Source organism: Ruminiclostridium cellobioparum DSM 1351 = ATCC 15832, assembly GCF_000621505.1.
GTDB lineage: Bacteria > Bacillota > Clostridia > Acetivibrionales > DSM-1351 > Ruminiclostridium > Ruminiclostridium cellobioparum.
On sequence record NZ_JHYD01000027.1, the window covers coordinates 80,984 to 99,891 of the forward strand.

General features: G+C 38.3%; 12 protein-coding genes. 2 read left to right on the top strand and 10 right to left on the bottom strand.

The window, feature by feature from the left end; all coding sequences use genetic code 11:
- Window positions 1-298: 298 nt before the first annotated feature.
- On the bottom strand, window positions 299-3,469 hold the full coding sequence (locus T344_RS28075) for a sugar-binding domain-containing protein (RefSeq protein WP_051571778.1): 3,171 nt from the start codon (window positions 3,467-3,469) through the stop codon (window positions 299-301).
- A 172-nt stretch (window positions 3,470-3,641) separates the two neighbouring features.
- Between T344_RS28075 and T344_RS0111715 the strand changes: the two genes are divergently transcribed.
- Window positions 3,642-4,466, top strand: coding sequence for an AraC family transcriptional regulator (locus T344_RS0111715; protein ID WP_027628875.1), 825 nt, complete (start codon window positions 3,642-3,644; stop codon window positions 4,464-4,466).
- A 248-nt stretch (window positions 4,467-4,714) separates the two neighbouring features.
- Window positions 4,715-7,054, top strand: coding sequence for a helix-turn-helix domain-containing protein (locus T344_RS0111720; protein ID WP_027628876.1), 2,340 nt, complete (start codon window positions 4,715-4,717; stop codon window positions 7,052-7,054).
- 137 nt (window positions 7,055-7,191) lie between these two features.
- Here T344_RS0111720 and T344_RS0111725 read toward each other — a convergent pair whose 3' ends face one another.
- The 9 genes from T344_RS0111725 to T344_RS0111770 form a co-directional block, all read right to left on the bottom strand.
- The gene (locus T344_RS0111725; protein ID WP_027628877.1) at window positions 7,192-7,614 is read right to left on the bottom strand and encodes a DUF3237 domain-containing protein; all 423 of its coding nucleotides are present in this window, start codon (window positions 7,612-7,614) and stop codon (window positions 7,192-7,194) included.
- A gap of 4 nt (window positions 7,615-7,618) precedes the next feature.
- Complete coding sequence (locus T344_RS0111730) at window positions 7,619-8,413, bottom strand: alpha/beta hydrolase (RefSeq protein ID WP_027628878.1); 795 nt, start codon at window positions 8,411-8,413, stop codon at window positions 7,619-7,621.
- A gap of 175 nt (window positions 8,414-8,588) precedes the next feature.
- Window positions 8,589-9,719 carry a family 8 glycosyl hydrolase gene (locus T344_RS0111735; RefSeq protein ID WP_027628879.1) on the bottom strand — a complete coding sequence of 377 codons (1,131 nt, stop codon included), beginning with the start codon at window positions 9,717-9,719 and terminating at the stop codon, window positions 8,589-8,591.
- Between the two features lie 61 nt (window positions 9,720-9,780).
- Window positions 9,781-10,698 (bottom strand): carbohydrate ABC transporter permease, encoded by a 918-nt coding sequence (locus tag T344_RS0111740; RefSeq protein WP_034861200.1) that lies wholly within the window; start codon window positions 10,696-10,698, stop codon window positions 9,781-9,783.
- Between the two features lie 12 nt (window positions 10,699-10,710).
- Window positions 10,711-11,673, bottom strand: coding sequence for an ABC transporter permease (locus T344_RS0111745; protein WP_051571780.1), 963 nt, complete (start codon window positions 11,671-11,673; stop codon window positions 10,711-10,713).
- 142 nt (window positions 11,674-11,815) lie between these two features.
- Window positions 11,816-13,555: a type 2 periplasmic-binding domain-containing protein gene (locus T344_RS28080; RefSeq protein WP_034861213.1), complete on the bottom strand. Its 1,740-nt coding sequence runs from the start codon at window positions 13,553-13,555 to the stop codon at window positions 11,816-11,818.
- 116 nt (window positions 13,556-13,671) lie between these two features.
- Window positions 13,672-15,204, bottom strand: coding sequence for a response regulator transcription factor (locus T344_RS0111755; protein ID WP_027628882.1), 1,533 nt, complete (start codon window positions 15,202-15,204; stop codon window positions 13,672-13,674).
- A complete protein-coding gene (locus T344_RS29725) occupies window positions 15,204-16,997 on the bottom strand; it encodes a sensor histidine kinase (protein WP_051571782.1) in 1,794 nt (597 codons plus the stop codon). The genes T344_RS0111755 and T344_RS29725 overlap by 1 nt, the downstream gene beginning before the upstream one ends.
- A 418-nt stretch (window positions 16,998-17,415) precedes the next feature.
- On the bottom strand, window positions 17,416-18,894 hold the full coding sequence (locus tag T344_RS0111770) for an alpha-N-arabinofuranosidase (protein WP_027628883.1): 1,479 nt from the start codon (window positions 18,892-18,894) through the stop codon (window positions 17,416-17,418).
- Between the last annotated feature and the right edge of the window lie 14 nt (window positions 18,895-18,908).

The window sequence follows — 18,908 nt, forward strand, 5'->3', positions numbered from 1 at the left end:
ACCAAACCCTGCATTAATCAATCCTACAGTCACGTTATACTTCTAATACAGTATCTTCGCAAGAAATATCCTGTCCACGTCTGGCTTATAACGCCTCGGTTCAAAAGTAAACTTTTCGGTTGTAGAAAAGTTTACTTACCTCAGCGGCGTTTCAACGAGGCAATGGCGTCCATAGTGCCCCAAGAAACACTATGGACACCTTGGATATGCTCACCGCCTGAAAACCAAATCGGTACCAAAGGCTACCATAAGTAGCCTTTGCACCTGGTAGAGGTGGGGGACATCTATTATCGCCTCGTTATACGGTAATTATGTCCAGACCTCCAATGGCAGCTTCACTGTCATTGTTAAAGCCTTCAACTGCAACAAATCTTATGTATTTGCCCGTCTTGCTTCTGGTAACATTAAAGCCGTCATCGATCCAATCAAGAATTATCTCCTGTTTCTCAAGGGTTTTATCAAAGCTTCCTGAAGCAACAGGCTTGCCGTATTGCACCGGATCACAGGAAATATATATTTCATATTTGGATATAAGTCCTATTGTCATGCCATCCTGTCTCGGAGAATATGTAAAACCTTTTATCCCCGTACTTTCCATAAGCTCAATATCAATGACATACGGGTACTGTCCTCCCATAGTTATCCAGCAGTCAGACGAATCAGAATCAAGGATATATTCCACTTTACTTGAATATTTTGTATTTGATGCTTTAATATGCTTTGTCAGCAATTTTAAATTGGATGCAGTATTTTTTGACAGTATATCTGCCAGAATGTTCTCCTCCACATGGAGTTCAGGCTCAAACCTTTCACTCCGGATATAATTCAGAATACTGTACCTTAGCTGCCTTGCCACAGGAAGCCCGGTTAAATCACCGTTCAAATCAAGACTGCATACAAGAAGTTTTCCATTGAGAACCTTTGCCTCAAAAATAACTCCAAGCCTGTTATTTCTGACAGGATGGTCAATGGCAGAAACGATGGACTCAAATCCCGCCGGCAGTTCATTTATACAGACACATTTAGAATCGGCAAGCAGTTCCCACCATTGCCAGTTTGCGTGGAATTCCGTGGGGAAGTCCAGCAGAGCAGGATGATTGGGTTCACACAGAATACCCATGGTTTTTCTCTGGTTTTCAAACATCTGTGTATTCCAGAAAGGTGTGGTAAAGCACATTGCCTCGGAATTCTTTACAGTCCCCGCAAGCATAAGTACGGTTCCGCCATTGCGCAAAGCTTCAGACACACCGTCATTCCAGCTGTCGGCAACAAATACATCCTCGGGTATCTCAATATCCACCTTATGGGGATACACCCAGATATCCCACTGATTTGTAATATTAAATCCTTCTGCAATAAGCTTAAATATGAGTTTTTCAGCAGTTTTTACTTTTTTGAGCTCAGCTGACGCAGCTCCTATATAAGATAGACTGCCCTGCGGAATACAGATATTTTTAAATTCACCGCAGGAATATATTTTGCCTTCACTGTCTGTTAGTTCCCATACGATGTTAAGCTGTGAATAATCACTTTGGCCGTAATTGGCAAAATTAACCTCAGCCCTGAATACTTCAGTATTAAGCCAGGTGCGCTTTTCAAATCCTGCCAGAAGAACAGAGTGATTGCACCAGTTTCTAAACTCCAGCGGCTCCACAAGACCCTTTGAATCCCAGAAGGCGTCCAGCCAGCCCACAAGGGCACTACCCTGTCCGGGAAAATCATGCATATCAAGAAGCTGAAAGCCTCCATAATCCGCAGTTCTCAGCGAGCGTTCTATTTCCTCCCTGTACAATAAAACTGCCAGCTTGCCAGAAGCCTTAACAAAATCCTTGTTTTTGTACAAAACTTGTTTTGCCGCTGCCGACTCTTTAAACACCTCTAAATTTTTAGCTTTTAAAACACCTGTATACTTTTTTATTTCATCAAAATCAGGATAAACCTCCCACTGTCCCACTTCATGTGATATGGTCGGAACGTCTATTCCCTTTAGTGTCTCACTGTAGTCGGCCAACGTTTCAGGCCTTTCATTATTGAAAATGCTCTCACAGCGTCTATTAACCCTTTCCCCGTTTATTCTTGCTTCATGGGCAACATAGTATTGATCTCCTTTATTTGGTTTTATTCCCACCACTGGTTCTGCAGCATTGTTGGCAGCTGCCGAATAAAGGTGCCTGCCGTCTGTTTTCCTGCCCAGTTCTACAAATCCTGCCAGCTTTTCATAATCTCCACGAAGCTCGTTTCCCATGCACATCATACAGAAGGACGGGTGATTTCCGTACTCACCCAGGATTCTCAACAGTTCCTGTCTCAGAAAGCTGTCTCTGGCCTCATCCTGACCCAGTGGCGGAGCGGTATAACCAAACAGCGGCAATTCGGCCTGGAGAATAATTCCTTCTTCATCAGCGGCAGCAAATGCAGCCTCGCCCGGACACCATGAATGAAATCTGAAGTGGTTTATTCCATAGGATTTTGCTGTTGAATATATACGTTTCCAGTCTTCAGCCTGCATTGACGGATACCCTGTAATAGGGAAATTTCCTGCATCATGCGTACCCCTAAGAAATGTTTTTTTGCCGTTCAGCTTGAATACGGAACCTTCTGCCCGAAAGCTCCGGTTACCGAAAAATACCTGATCAGAGTCTGAATACGTTTCATCCTCATGGCTTCCCCGGCATTCCAGAGTAATATCCATTCTATATAAGTTCCGATTGAACTCATCCCACAAGTCCATTCTGCCCTCGCACTCCTGCGTCAATTCAACAGTATTTGATGAATTTGCGTCTACCCTGAAATGATGTGAATCCTTTATAATGGCATCATCACCGTACTGCTGGCATACCGAGAGCCTTATAAAGCCCTTGGCTGCCTTTGGGGCAGTATTTACCAGCAGCAGCCTGGCTGTCAACTTGCTGCTTTCTATATCCGGATACACACTGCTTTTTTCCACATAGACCTTATCCCTGATATCAAGCTCTATTCTTCCCACAATACCATTCCAAATGGTTTGTACCTCTTCCGAATATCCGTGGCTCATGACTCCCAGATTAAAGACAGGTGAGTTATCTACCCTTATGCTGATAAGATTTCCCCCTGCTTTGAGCATTCCATCCAGCTTATACTTATGAGGAGTACATAAACTGTTTTCCGAACCGGCATATTTGCCATTTATCCATAGATCTGTCTTCCACATGCACCGTTCCAAAAACAATGTGACATGTTTATCAACTATTTCGTCGGGCAGGATTACTAATCTGTTGTACCATGCCGCCCCGACATATTTTCGGATTCGGTTCAATCTGAAAGTGTCAACAGCTGTTACAGGCTTACCGGCACCGTTTTCATCAAGAGTACCGGGCAGTTTCACCGTTTCTGAAAATAACTTTTCATACCATCTCTCACTTATTCCTGTCTCCTTTTCATCCAGAGCCACATACCAATCCCCGCTTAGGGGAACAGACCTTCTACTCATGATTAAAATCCTCCTGTGAAAAAATTCTTGATTCATCTGTAATGTTGAGTGATTATATCCCAGAATGATTGCAGCAATATAATTATATTGATATTATATATATGTTAAAACGCGCAATTCAATCTAAAGATTTTGTAATTATATGAATTTATTGAACAAAAAGGAGCAGCAAATGGAAAGACTTTTCTCTCTTCTTACAGAACGTGATATTTCTCTTCCGCTTTTTGTAACAGGTGTGGGTTATGAACCTTATCAGGATCATGTCACCAGAAAGGATGGCTTCCCCAATTACCACCTGGCATTTTGTGAACAAGGTGCAGGCAAGCTTTTAATAAACAACAGGGAATACATGATCGAGCAGAAAACGGCTTTCTTCTTCTATCCGGATGTACCTCACGAATATTATCCTGTAACAGAACCATGGTCACTCAGGTGGATAATATTCTCAGGCTTGGGAGCCGATATTCTGCTTAATGCCGCAGGTATGAACCATGTTGAAGTGTTCAGGCTCAACAGCTCCGAAGAAGTCACCTTTTGCTATAAAATGCTCCACAAAATACTCCTGGAAAAAAGACCCACTAGTATGCTTGAGGCCTCAGGCTTTTTATACAATTTTCTTGCAAATATAAATAAACTGATTGAAACTGTAACTCCGGAAGGCGACACACAGCTGGTAAAAAAGCTGAATATTATTACCGGATGGATAAAAAATAATTTCAGAAAAGATATTTCCCTGGAGGAACTGGCTGTACAGGCAGGTATTTCTTCCTCATACCTATGCAGGATATTTAAAAAGGCATATGGCATAAGTCCCTTCACATACATTCTCCGGTGCAGGATTAATGCAGCCAAGGAAGAACTGATAAATTTACCTGATAAAAGTGTAAAAGATATATCTCTTGATACAGGCTTTAACAACTGCAGCTATTTCGGCACGGTCTTTAAGGATTATGAAGGCTGCTCTCCCAACAAGTTCAGAGGTCTGTATTCCAAGTAGTGGAATCAGGCCCTAAGATTGGGAAAGCTGCAAGTTTTAATAATAATATTCAATTACTCATAATGAGGGAAATTAAATGCATTTATGAATGCCAACGTCGGACCGCTGACGGATATTCAGATATATGCCATAATAAAGTAATGTGCAATTTTTTGGTTATTGTATATTTTTTGGATTTAATACTTTATCAATTATTATAATGTTATAATTAAGTTAATTATGTAAATAAAAAGACTTGGAGCAATAGTATGATTATCAGAAATTTAAGAAAAATTATTAATGTACTATCTGTCAGAGCCTCAAAAAAATATCTTCTGAAATACTTTATCACATATTGTACAGTTTTAATAATTCCACTGGTAATAGGTTACGTATATTATATCAATACATATAATATAGTATATTCTGATGCCATAAATGAAAATAATACAATTCTCAGGCAGGCTTCCTCCATTCTTGAGCAGAGATTTGAGGAAGCAGATTCCATGGCGGATCAAATTATTTCAAATAGTCATGTAAGTGCTTTTCAGGGTCTTAAAAACCCTTTGCAGTATCCCAATTCATATTCAATCATAAGAACAAGGGACAGCCTTACAAATTACAATACCTCCAACAAATTTGTATGGAATTATTTTATCTTTTTCAATAAAAGTGAAATGGTTATAAACAATCAAATCACCTATACTTATGAGCAATTTTACAAACGGTATATGAGTTTTAAAGGTGTGCCATATGAAGAATGGTATGGCAAAATGACTGAAAATCTTTGTGAAAGCGGGCTTTCAGGAGAAATAGAAGCTGAGCTTTACAATTTTACGCCTTCCGGTACTGTAGGTATGACAATGGTTACCTATTCAAAACCTTTGATTTCCTATGGGCAAAATGACGGTATCGTTATGCTGGTAATTAATAAAAAGGACATAACCGATCTTTTATCTTCAATAAATACCTATGATGGTGGAGTAACATATATAGAAAACAAGGCAGGTAAAATCATAACATACTTTTCAGGTGAAAAATGCGATATTCATGCAGTTCAGGCCGCAGTAAACAAAAGTTCTTCAGAGTCTGAAAGTACTTCAGAGATCTCTATAAACGGTAAAAAAATGATGGTCAACTACATCAAGACAAATAATAATGGGTTCAAGTATGTGGCTGTCCAGTCTAAAAAGGTTGTGCTGGAGAAGGCTAACAATCTTAAGCTTATTATCTATATCGTACTGCTTATTTCTGTTTTGCTGGGTACTCTCATTTCTTATTTTATGGCAAAAAGAAGTGCAAAACCTTTACAGGATATATTAAACAATATACAAATCAGCGAAATCAGTGAAGATATTTTTAAAAATATCAAGTATACCATAAGTGAATTAGGCGATAACAACAGCAATTTGAAAAGAACCATTGACGAGCAGGTTCCTATTTTAAAAACAACCTTTCTTACAAGGCTTATAAAAGGGGAGTTTAATTCACAGGAGGAAATAGAAAAGGTAGCCAGATGCATCCGCCTGAATTTTAAAGGCAGGGTATACTGCATTATTATATTTAGATTCGATACAGATTTAAATAATTATGATACCGTGGAATTAACAATTGTGAATTCATTCAAGCAATTGCTCCGGGAAACATTGAGCAGGGTGGTGCCCGACGCTCTTATTTGTGATCTGGATGAGGAGCAATTGGTGATGCTTGTTGATTATCCTGCATTGCAGCAGGGACAGCTCAATCCCTATATTGAAGATGTGGCGGCAAGGTTGAAGCAGGATATGCCTAAAAATTTATTTGAAAGCCTTTTGATCTCCTGCGGCAATATTGTTGAACAGCTCATTGATATACCCGTATCCTTTGAGAAGGCAAAGCTGGCTTTTAAAATCAACTCTGCCAACAGGCACAGCAATATTCTCTGGTATGCCGGAACTGGTAATTATACGGTTAATTACTATTTCCCCACCGATTTGCAGGCCAAGCTTATAAATAATGTCAAGGCAGGCGATAAAGGGGCTGTTAAAACAATACTAAACATTCTCTTTACCAAAAATTTTATGGATTCAAACCTTTCAACTTCACTGCATAAACTGTTTATTTACGAGCTGCTGGGGGTTATTATAAAATTGTGGAATCAGATTGGCTTTGACGAAAATACCTATAAATATATAATAAGCAATACCGATAATATTGACAAATATAGTGAACTTAAGCAGATAAAAATAATAACGGATTCTTATTACATGCTTTGTGAAATAATGAACGGACAATCGGACAAACAGAACTTGAATACCAATAATCAAATTATTGAGTACATCAACCAATATTATCATGATTGCAATATATCACTTGCTTCCATAGCAGACAAATTTAACATGAACGAATCTTATTTATCATATATATTCAAGCAGCAAAGTGGTATCAAGCTTTCTTCATATATTGAAAACTTAAGAATCCAGAAGGCTAAAGAGCTGTTGGGAAGTACCGCCTTACCTATAAGTGAAATTGCAATAAAAACAGGATATTTGTCTACAAACACTTTTTGCCGGGCTTTTAAAAGGGTAACAGGTATTAACGCAACAACGTTCAGGGGCAGTAATGCATAATTGATATATTTAACTTAATATTCTGAGAAAAAAATTTAAAATACCCTGTAAAGTGCCTTACAGGGTATTTTTATGCCTTATTGTATCTGTTATTCAAGGCACCCATATGATTCCGGAGTGCCCTTATTATTTATGTACTATTTCATTTTATACACATTTATCTTTACAGACGGAGTCCCTGTTTGCTCAACTTGAAGGCTTGCTACAAAAACCCCGCTGCACAGCCATTCATATTTACCCTGGGCCACTTGAAATCTTGGTGTAGTTCTAACTACGTTATTTTCAGCCTTTGCATCAATATATCCCTCATTTTCAATGGAAATATACTGTCCGTCTTCAGTTTTTAAAGTATACTTGGCCAACACGTGAGAAATATTTTCGTCTATTGCAGTATTCCAATCATAACCTCCAGGGATAACAATACCTTTTATGCCCTTACCCGAAAATGTTCCTCCTATTATTGGGATTAACCTGAGATAACCCTTCAATGTTTTTCCAACTTCCAATACCGCTCCTATCTCAACGGTTAATTCCATTACCAGATCAGCTTCCAGCTGCATATTTTCACCTTTCTGAAATAGCCCAGTCTATTCCTTTCTCAATATATTTATTCCAGAAATCCCAATCGTGAGAACCTGAATCTTCTACATATGTATGTTCTACATTTTCAGAAACCAAAAAATTAATTAAGTCTCTGTTTTCTTTTAATAAAAAATCTTCGGTTCCGCATGCCATATATATTTTGGGAATGGCTGAATTTCTTTTTTTAAGATCGTTAATAAGTGCTTCCGGGTCTCTATCACTTCCTATAAGCTGATTAAGATCCCCGAAAACTCTTCTATAATACTTATAGTCGGCAATAGGGTCCTTGAAATCAACTGGAATTCCAGCGATATTCTTTATTATAAGGGCTGAGGATAATGCTATTATCCTGCTGTAATTTTCGGCATACTTTAAACCGTTTCTGATGGCACCATAGCCACCCATGGACAATCCGCCTATATAAGTATCCTCTCTTTTATTGGACAAATGAAACATCTTACGTGTGATTTCAACCAGTTCTTTTCCGATGAATTCTCCATAAAGAGCCCCCATGTCTGTATCGTCCAGATAAAAACAGTTCTCTCCGGAGGGCATAAATACCGCTATTTTATACTTATTTGACAGTTCCTGAATTTTAGTTCCGCAAATCCAGTCCATATGATTACCTGAGTAGCCATGCAGAAGATAGAGAGATTTCATAGGACGTTCCTCTGACTTCTGATCATTTAACTCAAAGGTATCAATTGGCAAAAGTACATTAAAATTTACCTCCCTTTTTAAAGTTTGTGCAAAAAAATTAACCTGTAATAAAGCCATTTTTACTTCTCCTTTTTTCATGTATCAATCAGCAACCTTGGACTATTAACTTTAATACCCCGGTATCATGCTGTCGTCAAGTCTGTAATAAGTTTCCGATTCTTCTTTAATACTGCTGATTTCAAAAAAAGTTACTCCATTTTTGCTTAAGGTAAAGCCTTTTATACACCCGGGCCTACATATAAATTTTATATTCTCCTGCCAGCATAAGCAAGCAGAAAAAATATAAACAGTTATCATAATATCTTCGTTCTCCCTGTCTTAAGGGCAGCTCCCAGAAATCCCGAACCCACTGCAACCTGTACTTTCCCGTAGCTGCCAGTGAACCGGCGGCATTGGTTGCGATTATAGCGACCGGATGCATGGCCGGTTCATCAAAGGGTTCCCCTTTTATAGTATAGGCTTTATATTCACCCAGTGCAGTGTTTTCACTGAAAAAGGCCTGAAGGTTATCAACTATCTTCCACAGTGATTCATCCTTATTAAACCATGCCGCATCCAAACCGATATTCATTGCAACGCGATACGCATCTGAATAAAACTGCCAATCTCTGAAAAGTTTTTTTGGAGTACCGTCAAATTCGGCATATTCCGGTGCCATACCGGTATTCTTGTCACAGGAAATTCGCAGGTATTTTCGGCTTGCCTCTGCAGCCTCCTGCCAGAAGGTTCTGTCCTGTTCATCAGACAGCAGCGCAAAAAGCTCATAAAAATGGGGCAGATGGTAGGACGGATCTGAAAAGGGTGTTTCAGGAACAAATTTAATGTAATGGTTTGATGCATCCCACATAGGTTCTCCGCCCTCTGCAAGTTCAGACTGATGAATACAGTGACGTAAAATATCCCTTGCCTGAACACTGTAGTCAAAAGGAGGCAGCCCATCCCCCCACCTGCTGCTTGCAAAGAAAAGTGCCATTGCAAAATATTCTTCTCCATCAGGTGCAGGGCCTTCAGAATTTTTCTTCCCTTCGGTTGTTACCGACCATGCAAAATAGCCCTGATGCTTGCCCTCCTTTTGATACATATAGGTTTTTGAAAACAGCCATAATCTATCAAAAATGTCCTTACGATCTACCTGCACCGCCATCATCATTCCATAGCTCATACCCTCGGTTCTTGCATCATTATTACCTGTATCAAGCATATATCCCATGTCTTCACCCATCTCGAAATAAATTCTTTCTTTTGGGTCAAAAAACATGGTGTTAAAAGTTTCAGTTATTTTCTTTTCAATTTGCTTATGTGAAATACCCAGTTCGGCAAATAAATTGGGATATTCTTTTGTATAATAAGCTCCTTTTGACATGGTCACCCTCCAGCAGTCAAAATATTATTGAAACTGAATTTTATAGCATTCTGCGGCCTGCCTATCCCTTAACAGCACCGATGGTAACACCTTTAACAAAATATTTCTGCAGGAAGGGATATACCAGCAATATGGGAACAGATGCAACAACTGTAACTGCTGCCTGCATAGAAACAGGGGTAACTGAATCAGTTACAGGCCTGTTGCCATATATGGAAGATGCCGACTGATTTGCTCCTGAATTCATTGATGATGATAGTAATTTCATCATTTCATACTGCAGAGTTGTTAAGCTCTCTTTACTGGAGGCATAAATAAAGGTATCAAACCATGAATTCCATGCCCCAACAGCACACCATAGGGCTACAGTAGCCAATACCGGCTTACAGCAGGGTAAAATAATCTGGATAAAACATCTGAAATGGCCTGCCCCATCAATATATGACGCCTCAAAAAGACTTGCAGGTAACGATTGCATATATGATCTTACAATTATTATATTAAAAACACTTACCAATCCTGGGAGAATATACACAAAATAGTTATTGATAAGATTCAGATCCTTCATAAGAAAGTAATTTGGTATCAAACCTGCTGATATATACATTGTAACCAGAAAGTACCGCGTTACAAACTTTCTCCACAGAAATTCAGGTCTGGAAAGCACGTAACCAACAAGCGCAGAAATGAAAACGCCTAAAACTGTAGACAGTAATGTACGTGTTACGGAATTTACAGCACCTGTTACCAGTAGATCGTTTTTAAATACGGTTTGATAATTGTATAAAGAAAAAACACGGGGGAAAAAAGTTATTCCACCAAGGAGAGTATCCTTTGCGTTATTAAATGATACAACAATTGTATTCCAGAATGGGTATATCATAACCACTATTACTGCAAGCATTATTATTGTATTAATCGTGTAAAATATAAAAGATTCAATTTTGCTGCCTTTTGTTGCCAAGCCACTGTTTTTCATTTTAACACCCCCTTAGAATACGCTGTTTTCATCAAGTTTTCCGGATATATAGTTCGATATTGAAACCAGAGCAATTGATATTACAGATTTGAAAATACCTGCCGCAGTTCCTAAAGAATAATTACCAAGAGTAATACCATATTTCAGTACATAGATGTCTATTGTTTCAGATACATCCATTACCAAGCCTCTGCCGAAAAGGTACTGTACTTCGAAGCCGGCATTCAACAGCCAGCCTAAATTCATTATTAAGAGTACAACTATGGTTGGGCGAATTCCGGGAAGAGTAACATGCCACATTTTTCTATAACGATTCCCGCCATCAATTTCACAGGCTTCATATAGTTCGGTATCTATTGAAGACATTGCAGCAATATAAATAATTGAGTTCCAGCCTACTTCTTTCCATACATGTGAAAACGCAACAATCCACCAGAAATACTTCTGTTCTCCCAGCCATAATACAGGTTTGTCAATAAGGCCAAGCCCCATCAGAAGATTATTGAGTGTTCCATCATAGGTTGATAATATATTTGATATTAATGAACAAACTATTACCCAGCTAAGAAAGTGAGGTAAATAGGATGCTGTTTGTACAACTCTTTTAAAACCGATACTTCGAATTTCATTTAATAATAATGCAAACCCTATAGCAAAAACAAAGCCGAAAACCAAATTCATTATTGACATGCCGATAGTGTTTTTAAAAGTTCTCCAGAATACAGGGTCATTAAACATAAAGGTAAACTGGTCAAAGCCCACAAACTTTGAATGCCAATACCCTTTAGCCGGCCTGAAGTTCTGGAAAGCCATAATCCACCCTGAAAGGGGATAGTAGCAGAAAATAAAGGTCAGTATCATGCAAGGTATAACCATAATAAAAAGCGGTATTTGCTGCTTATATTCTTTTACTCTTTTAAGCCTTTTATTTGTCTGAATAGTTTTAGTTTGTAATACAACGCTTTTTTGTTCCATAATAATCTCTCCAAATCTGGTTAGTTTTGCACGCTGTCAACCCCAATTACATATGTTTTAGAGTTTACAGTGCACCTTAGAGGCTTATAAAACTAGAAGAGAGGAGATTGTCCTCTCTTCCGGTTAAGGATTATTGTTATGGCTATTTTTTAGCCGCATCCATCTTTTCTTTAATCTGACGGTTTACTTCATCCAGATATGGCTGTGGATTAGCAGCCTCAACTTCTTTTACAAACTTATCCCATAAAGCGTCATAATCTGCCGGTTTAGCCAAAATCAACTGTGGATCATACTTACGGCAAACATCAATGAATCTTGTATTTGCAACCTTTGCAGGACTTCCATCTTCAATCGGGAATGACCAAACCGGATAATAATCGGCACGTTTGACCGGTTCTGACAATATTCCTGCCGGGAACTCTACATTGAGTGCCTTAAGGAAGTTCTGATCGTACTCTGATAAAGCTGCCATGTATTCTTCTTTGGATGCGCCTGGATCACAAGGAGTTCCATCATCATACATACCCTGCATTTTTGGAGTATACTGCCACAAAGTATCGCCTGTCATTTCACGTTTCTTGGCAGTATCTCTCATAATGTCACGACGTTCATCGGTTAATTTTCTTCCGTTGGTACCGACTTTTACCCAGTCCTTGCCTTCTACACCCCATGCGAGGTAGTCCTGAACTTCACGATTTAACAAATAATCATAGTATGCAAGCAAACGATCTACATTTTTGCAGTTCTTTGTAATAAGTAATCCACCGGTTCCTGTAATTGCTGCCGGCGGGTCAATAAAGTTATCCTTGACACCGGGATTTGCTATCGGAACAGCAATGTATGTGCGATTGAATTTTTTAGCTGCTTTCAAAGTATCATCAGCTTTCTGGAAATTCCAATACTGGTCGAATGTACCAAGCACTGCTCCGGATGACAATCTTGCAATGTATTGGTCATAGTTTTGAGTAAATGTTTCAGCTTCAATAATACCCTTATGATACTCATCGTTTAGCTTCTTATACCAAGCTTTTGCAGTGTCAGTTATCTGATAAAGTGACGCTGTAAACGAATTCTGATCAACGATAACATCGCCTTCATTACCTGAACCTAAGAGGTGCATTGCAGGGTTACGCAAGCAGAAGTCTCTCCATCCGTCACTGAGAACTTCAAATCCGATTGTCTTTACTCCATCAATATCAGGATGTTTTGCTTTGTAGTCTTCTATCATCTGGAAGTACTCATCAACTGTCTTTGGTATTTTATATCCGGATTCCTCAATTACAGCCTTCTGCATGAAGAAACCTGCGCCACCGTTCTGGAATATAGGAGGATCATTTTCATATGCGTTATAATTTTCTATGGTATATGCATGTCCGTCTCCAAATCCGGCCTTCATTTTATCCATAAATTTTTCATAATGTCTTTTAAGATTTGGATAGTTAAGTATTTTATCTTCAATTGGTATAGCAGCACCTGCATCAACAAACTTTGCACCTTCTCCGAATACTACATCCGGATAATCTCCGCCGGCAAGCATTACTCCAATTTTTTGCTGCAAATCACCAACGAGGAATTCAAATTCCATTGTAACACCGGTTAATTCTGTTATTTTCTTAAGAACCGGGTTGTCCTTTGAAGGCGCCTGACCCGGGTCACGTAAAAATACTTTAAAAGTTATTGGATTATTGCGATCTGCCATCATTGGTAAACCTGTTTCAGGATCCTTTTCTGCAGTGGCTGAAGTTGTTGCAGCTGCTGTAGACGTGGAAGTCTGTGAACTTGTTGTTGCTCCAGAAGAATTATCTTTGGAACCACAAGCAGCGAAAGAAAGAACTACAGATGAGGCAAGTATAGCTGCTAGAACTTTTTTAAACTTTTTCATTTTTATAAAGTCCACCTTTCTTTATTTTTGATGAACTAATGATATCATGGAGCAAAATCAAAGTAATTTAAAAAACAATACATGAAATATAAATTATTATACCTTCTGCCTCTTTATTATTTTTCACTGACATTGTGGTTTCTGTACTCATTAGGGCTCTGCCCCACCTCCTGGGTAAACTTGGTGATAAAATAACAGCTTTCGGAATAACCTACCTCATTAGCTATTTCATATATAAGTTTGTCTGTCTGCATCAAAAGCCTTTTTGCCTCTGCTATCCGCAGTTGGTTCACATACTGGTTAAAATTAACTCCTGTGGCCTTTTGAAATGCTCTTCCCAAATAAGCCGCATTCACAAAGAATTTATCGGCCACCTTTTTTATATTTATTGGTTCCATATAGTGAAGATGTACATATTTTATAACATCCTTGCTAACTCCTAAATTAGTCATTTTACATCTGCGCTCAATATATTCCAAACCGTCTGTAACCATGGAACAAAGCATATCCTTCCATTTGTTGAAAGATATAAAATACGGGGAATCCAGCCACTCCGGACGGGCCAGCACAGCTTCATTCTGGTTGTCTGCCGAATTAATTTCATCTAAAATAAGGTAATAAATCCTGTAACTTATTTCTTGAATATAGTGAATTCCCAAATGAATGTTTTGAGTTTCCCATATTAATTTATCAATAATATTGATAATGCCATCTCTTTTCAGCGATTGCAGATTTACTCTGATCTCATCCATATACTTACGCTCAAAGCACAACTCCCCGCTGCTTGTAAAATTGACCGGACTGTAATCCATAAACTCAATAGGTGAGTAAAAAAGTTCGGTCAGCATGGAATATATATGATTTGATAAATCTTCTCTAAAGGTATTTTCCTCATGATTGAAAATATAAGAATCAAAGAATAAGGAACAATTTAAATTATGCTTTTTTAATATTGGGAGCAGATTATTTGAAAAACATTTTTTGTTGCTGTTAAAGGGTTCTAATGCTTTAGGCGGAAGTAAAAAGGTGTACTGACTGCTTTTGGTTCTGAATAAATAGTTCTCCAATTCTCCTCCTAAAAAATCCTTAAGACAATCCTGGAGTATGATATGCGGGTTACTTTCTTTAGGATCATATGAGCAAGGCAAAAGGACGCAGGTCATCAGAGTATGATCATTAAATTGCTCTCTTCCTATTGCCGCCCCATTGTATAAATTATTAAGCATATTCAAATTCTTACGAAATAAATCATTACTCTTTCTGTCAACGTTATCTTCCAGTTCACTATGAATTGATTGAAGTACCGGGATAATTTCGTCCTCATCAACGGGCTTTGTTAAATAATCCTTTACGCCGTATTTCATGGCTTCTTTTGCATATTCAAAATCACTGTACCCCGAGAGCATGACAACCAGAGTGTCTGAATAGTCACTTTTCCTAAGCTTCTTTAAGAATTGGAGTCCGTCCATAACAGGCATCTTTACGTCAAGTAGAATTAAGTCAGGCTTAACAACCGTAAGTTTTTCCAAGGCTTCTTCTCCATTTATGGCTGTACCTTTTACCATAAATCCATTTTGTTCAAAAGGGATGGCTTTAGGCAGATACTCCCTGATTGTTTTTTCATCATCCACCAACATAATTGAATACACTAAAATTCCTCCTTTGAGTACCTGACAGGTATGATTATGTCTATTTCCGTTCCGCATTTCTCCCGGCTATGAATATCCATGGTAAAATTCCTGCCATAGTATAGTGACAAACGTTGATATACGTTGTACAAGCCGACACTGTGAGTAAGCTTTTTTCCTCCCTGAAGCATCAATTTCAACTCTGCTAAACGGCTTTCATCAATTCCTATTCCGTTATCAGAAACAGATATCATTAACTGATTATCTATTACAGCCACGGATATTTTAACCGTTGTGTTTCGAGAAACCGACTCAACACCGTGAACACAGGCATTTTCCACTACCGGCTGAATAATAAGCTTTGGCAGCAGACAGGCCTTCGCTGCCTCTTCAACCATTATTTCGTACTCAAATTCATCATCAAATCTGTACTTTTGAATAAAGAGAAACTCTTCTAGAAATTTCATATCTCCGCTAAGCGATATTATGTCATCATCCCAATTAATAAGATGTCTGAACATTTTAGAAAGATACATTATTATCTTGGCAGTTTCAGCTTCATTTTTTACTATAGCCTTTAATCTAATGCTTTCAAGTGCATTAAACATAAAATGGGGGTCCACCTGGCTCTGCAGAGCCAGGAGTTTTGCCTGTGCATTCTCTCGTTCCAGTTGGGCTTTAATTATTCGGGAATTATATTCCTCATCAATCAAGGTTTGCAGCTGTAAACTCATATGATTAATACTGTCAGCCAGAACACCTATTTCGTCGCATCCAATTTTATCCTGACTTATTTGTGTAAAATTTCCCTTTGCAATGTTTTTTGAAAGGTTCACTACCAGCTTTGTCCTTTTAGTGATATTACCTGCTACCATAAGAATAAAAAAGAATGCCAGCAGCATACTCCCAAAAGCAATCAAAATAGTTTTTCCTCTCATAAAGTTAAATTCTTTTGAAATAATATTCGAATCGTAAAAACCATAAAGTGACAGAGGTACATCTCCCAGAGGCTGCTTAAGCACTACGATACCTTTTTTCAGTGTATCCTCTGAAAAAACCTCAAATGCACCTAGCTCATGGTAATAATTGGCAGATGCAATTATTCTGTTATCGGAATCAACAAGGACTATATTGTCAAACAGGTCGCTTTCTCTGAGCATTGTAGAGATATAAGACAAATTAATATCTATTCTTAAAGCTTTTTTATATTTTGAATATTGAGGGAAATAGACCAAAGGCCTTATAATACTCAGACTCTTGTCGTGCTCGGTTGCTAACTGCAGCGGAACTAATGCTACTCTTAGTCTTGGTCCATTTGTTGATTTTGTTAATTCATCCGTCCGGCCATCAAGTAAATTCTCTCCAAGAGTGTCAAATTCGTCCGATGCGATTTTTTTAACAAGGGCTCCATTGAATAAAGTAGGGTTGTCAGAATAGAGGGTCAGCTGAATAACCTGTTGGTTATAGGCCAGATCGGAAAGCAGCAGACTTTTGATATTATCCTGATAATCCATAAGATAGTTAATCTTCTCTTCATAATTTGTGTCCAAAAAATTATACAACATTTCGTTTGTATTATACCTGAGTGCCAAAGACATTGATCCTGATATGCATCCGTTGACCTTGCTTTTTTTTTCACTTAAGGATAATTGGAGCCGCTGCATCATTTCTTCCTGAATATTCTTTTCTGTTGCATTTAAAAAGAATATATTTTGAATTAAAAACGGAACAATAACACATCCAACAAAAATAAGCATCATTTTTTGTGTTATTGAAAAATTATTAAGAAACCTGTGAGAAAATAGCTGTTTCATAATGATACCCCTGTAATAATCCAATATTTTTGATGCTTGGCAAGCTTTCTCTGCAAAGTAACCCTGCCATTACCAATATTTATTCATTTTAAAATTCTAAAGTGGGCACAAGCGACAGATTCAAATAAATTTAGAATAGACTATCTAAATTATAAAATGAATAGGACCTCACTTCTATTAACATTTCTTTACTTTCTTATCATTTGTTTACCTTTATTATAGTTTTACCGCTGTCGGATAATTAGCGGATAACTCCCTGTGAATATGAAAAAGCTAATGCTTTCCGACAAATAAAAGCAAATGTCCTGGCGTTTACATTCAATGCCAGGACATAAAAATTATAAAGTATAAATTTCATTTTGTAAATATTTCCGGTATTCATTTTATTTCAGCAAATTCTCGGGCAATTCAATCAAATTTACACTATCTCCAGCATAACTACCGACTTTGGCGGTAATTTCCCAACAACATGATTGTTTACAAGGCCGATACCTTCAAGACACTTTATCACCAGATTGTTCGGTGCATCAAAAGTATTTTTGGCATTTATCTCATGGGAGGTTATAATGCTTCCTGTAGCGTATCGCGGAGCAAAACCACGTATATCTATATCTATGTCTGCATCCTGCCAAGGACTCAGGTTACAAATAGATATATGTATTTTCCCCTCCTTGTCCTGAGAAGAAGAAACACTTATCTGAGATATTTTATCCCCGCCTAGTGCATAATCAGGACTTTCAAATTCCATTGACAACAACCGGGCACCATGGTGTACCTTATACATATCAAATATATGATATGTCGGTGTCAAAAGCATCTTTTGACCCTCCGTAAGGATTACTGCCTGAAGAACATTTATCATTTGAGCTATGTTCGCCATTTGAACCCTGTCACAATGATTATTGAATATATTAAAATGTACTGCTGCTACAATGGCATCTCTTAATGTATTTTGCTGGTACAGGAAGCCCGGATTGGTTCCGGGTTCCACGGCAAACCATGTACCCCACTCGTCAACTATCAAACCGACTTTTTTCTCAGGGTCATATTTGTCCATGATTGTAGCATGCCTGTTCACAAGTTCTTCCATGTAAAAAGCATTCTGTAAAACCGAAAACCATTCATTTTCCTTAAACTCTGTTGCCGACCCCTGTTTTGACCAGTCTTTGGAGATTCTTGTATAGTAATGAAGGCTTAAGCCATCCATCTGCTTTCCGGCTTCCCTCATAAGGACTTCCGTCCAATGATAATCGTCCACCGAAGCACCACCTGCAATCTTGTATATCTTGTTATCTCCAAAGTTTCTTACGTAGGTGGCATACCTTTTGTACTGATCCGCATAGTATTCGGCCCGCATGTTTCCGCCGCAGCCCCAGTTTTCATTTCCGACTCCGAAATATTTTAAGCTCCAGGGCTCATCTTTTCCGTTTACTCTTCTCAAATCCGCCATTGGAGATTTACCGTCAAAGGTAATATATTCCACCCACTGCTGCATTTCCTGAACAGTGCCGCTGCCTACGTTGCCGCAGATATACGGCTCTGCACCAATCAACTGGCAAAATTCAAAAAACTCATGTGTGCCGAAATGATTATTTTCTACAACGCCTCCCCAATGAGTATTTACCATACAGGGCCTTTTTTCTTTAGGCCCTATGCCGTCCATCCAGTGGTACTCATCTGCGAAACATCCTCCCGGCCATCTTAAAACAGGAATTTTTATTTTTCTGAGTGCTTCAACTACATCTGTACGAAAGCCTTTTATATTTGGAATCTGAGAATCCTCTCCAACCCATATTCCTTCATATATGCATCTTCCAAGATGCTCAGCGAAATGCCCGTATATATTTTTATTTATTATTCCTTTTTTTATATCGGTGTTCAGAATCATTTTTACCATATAATAAATACTCT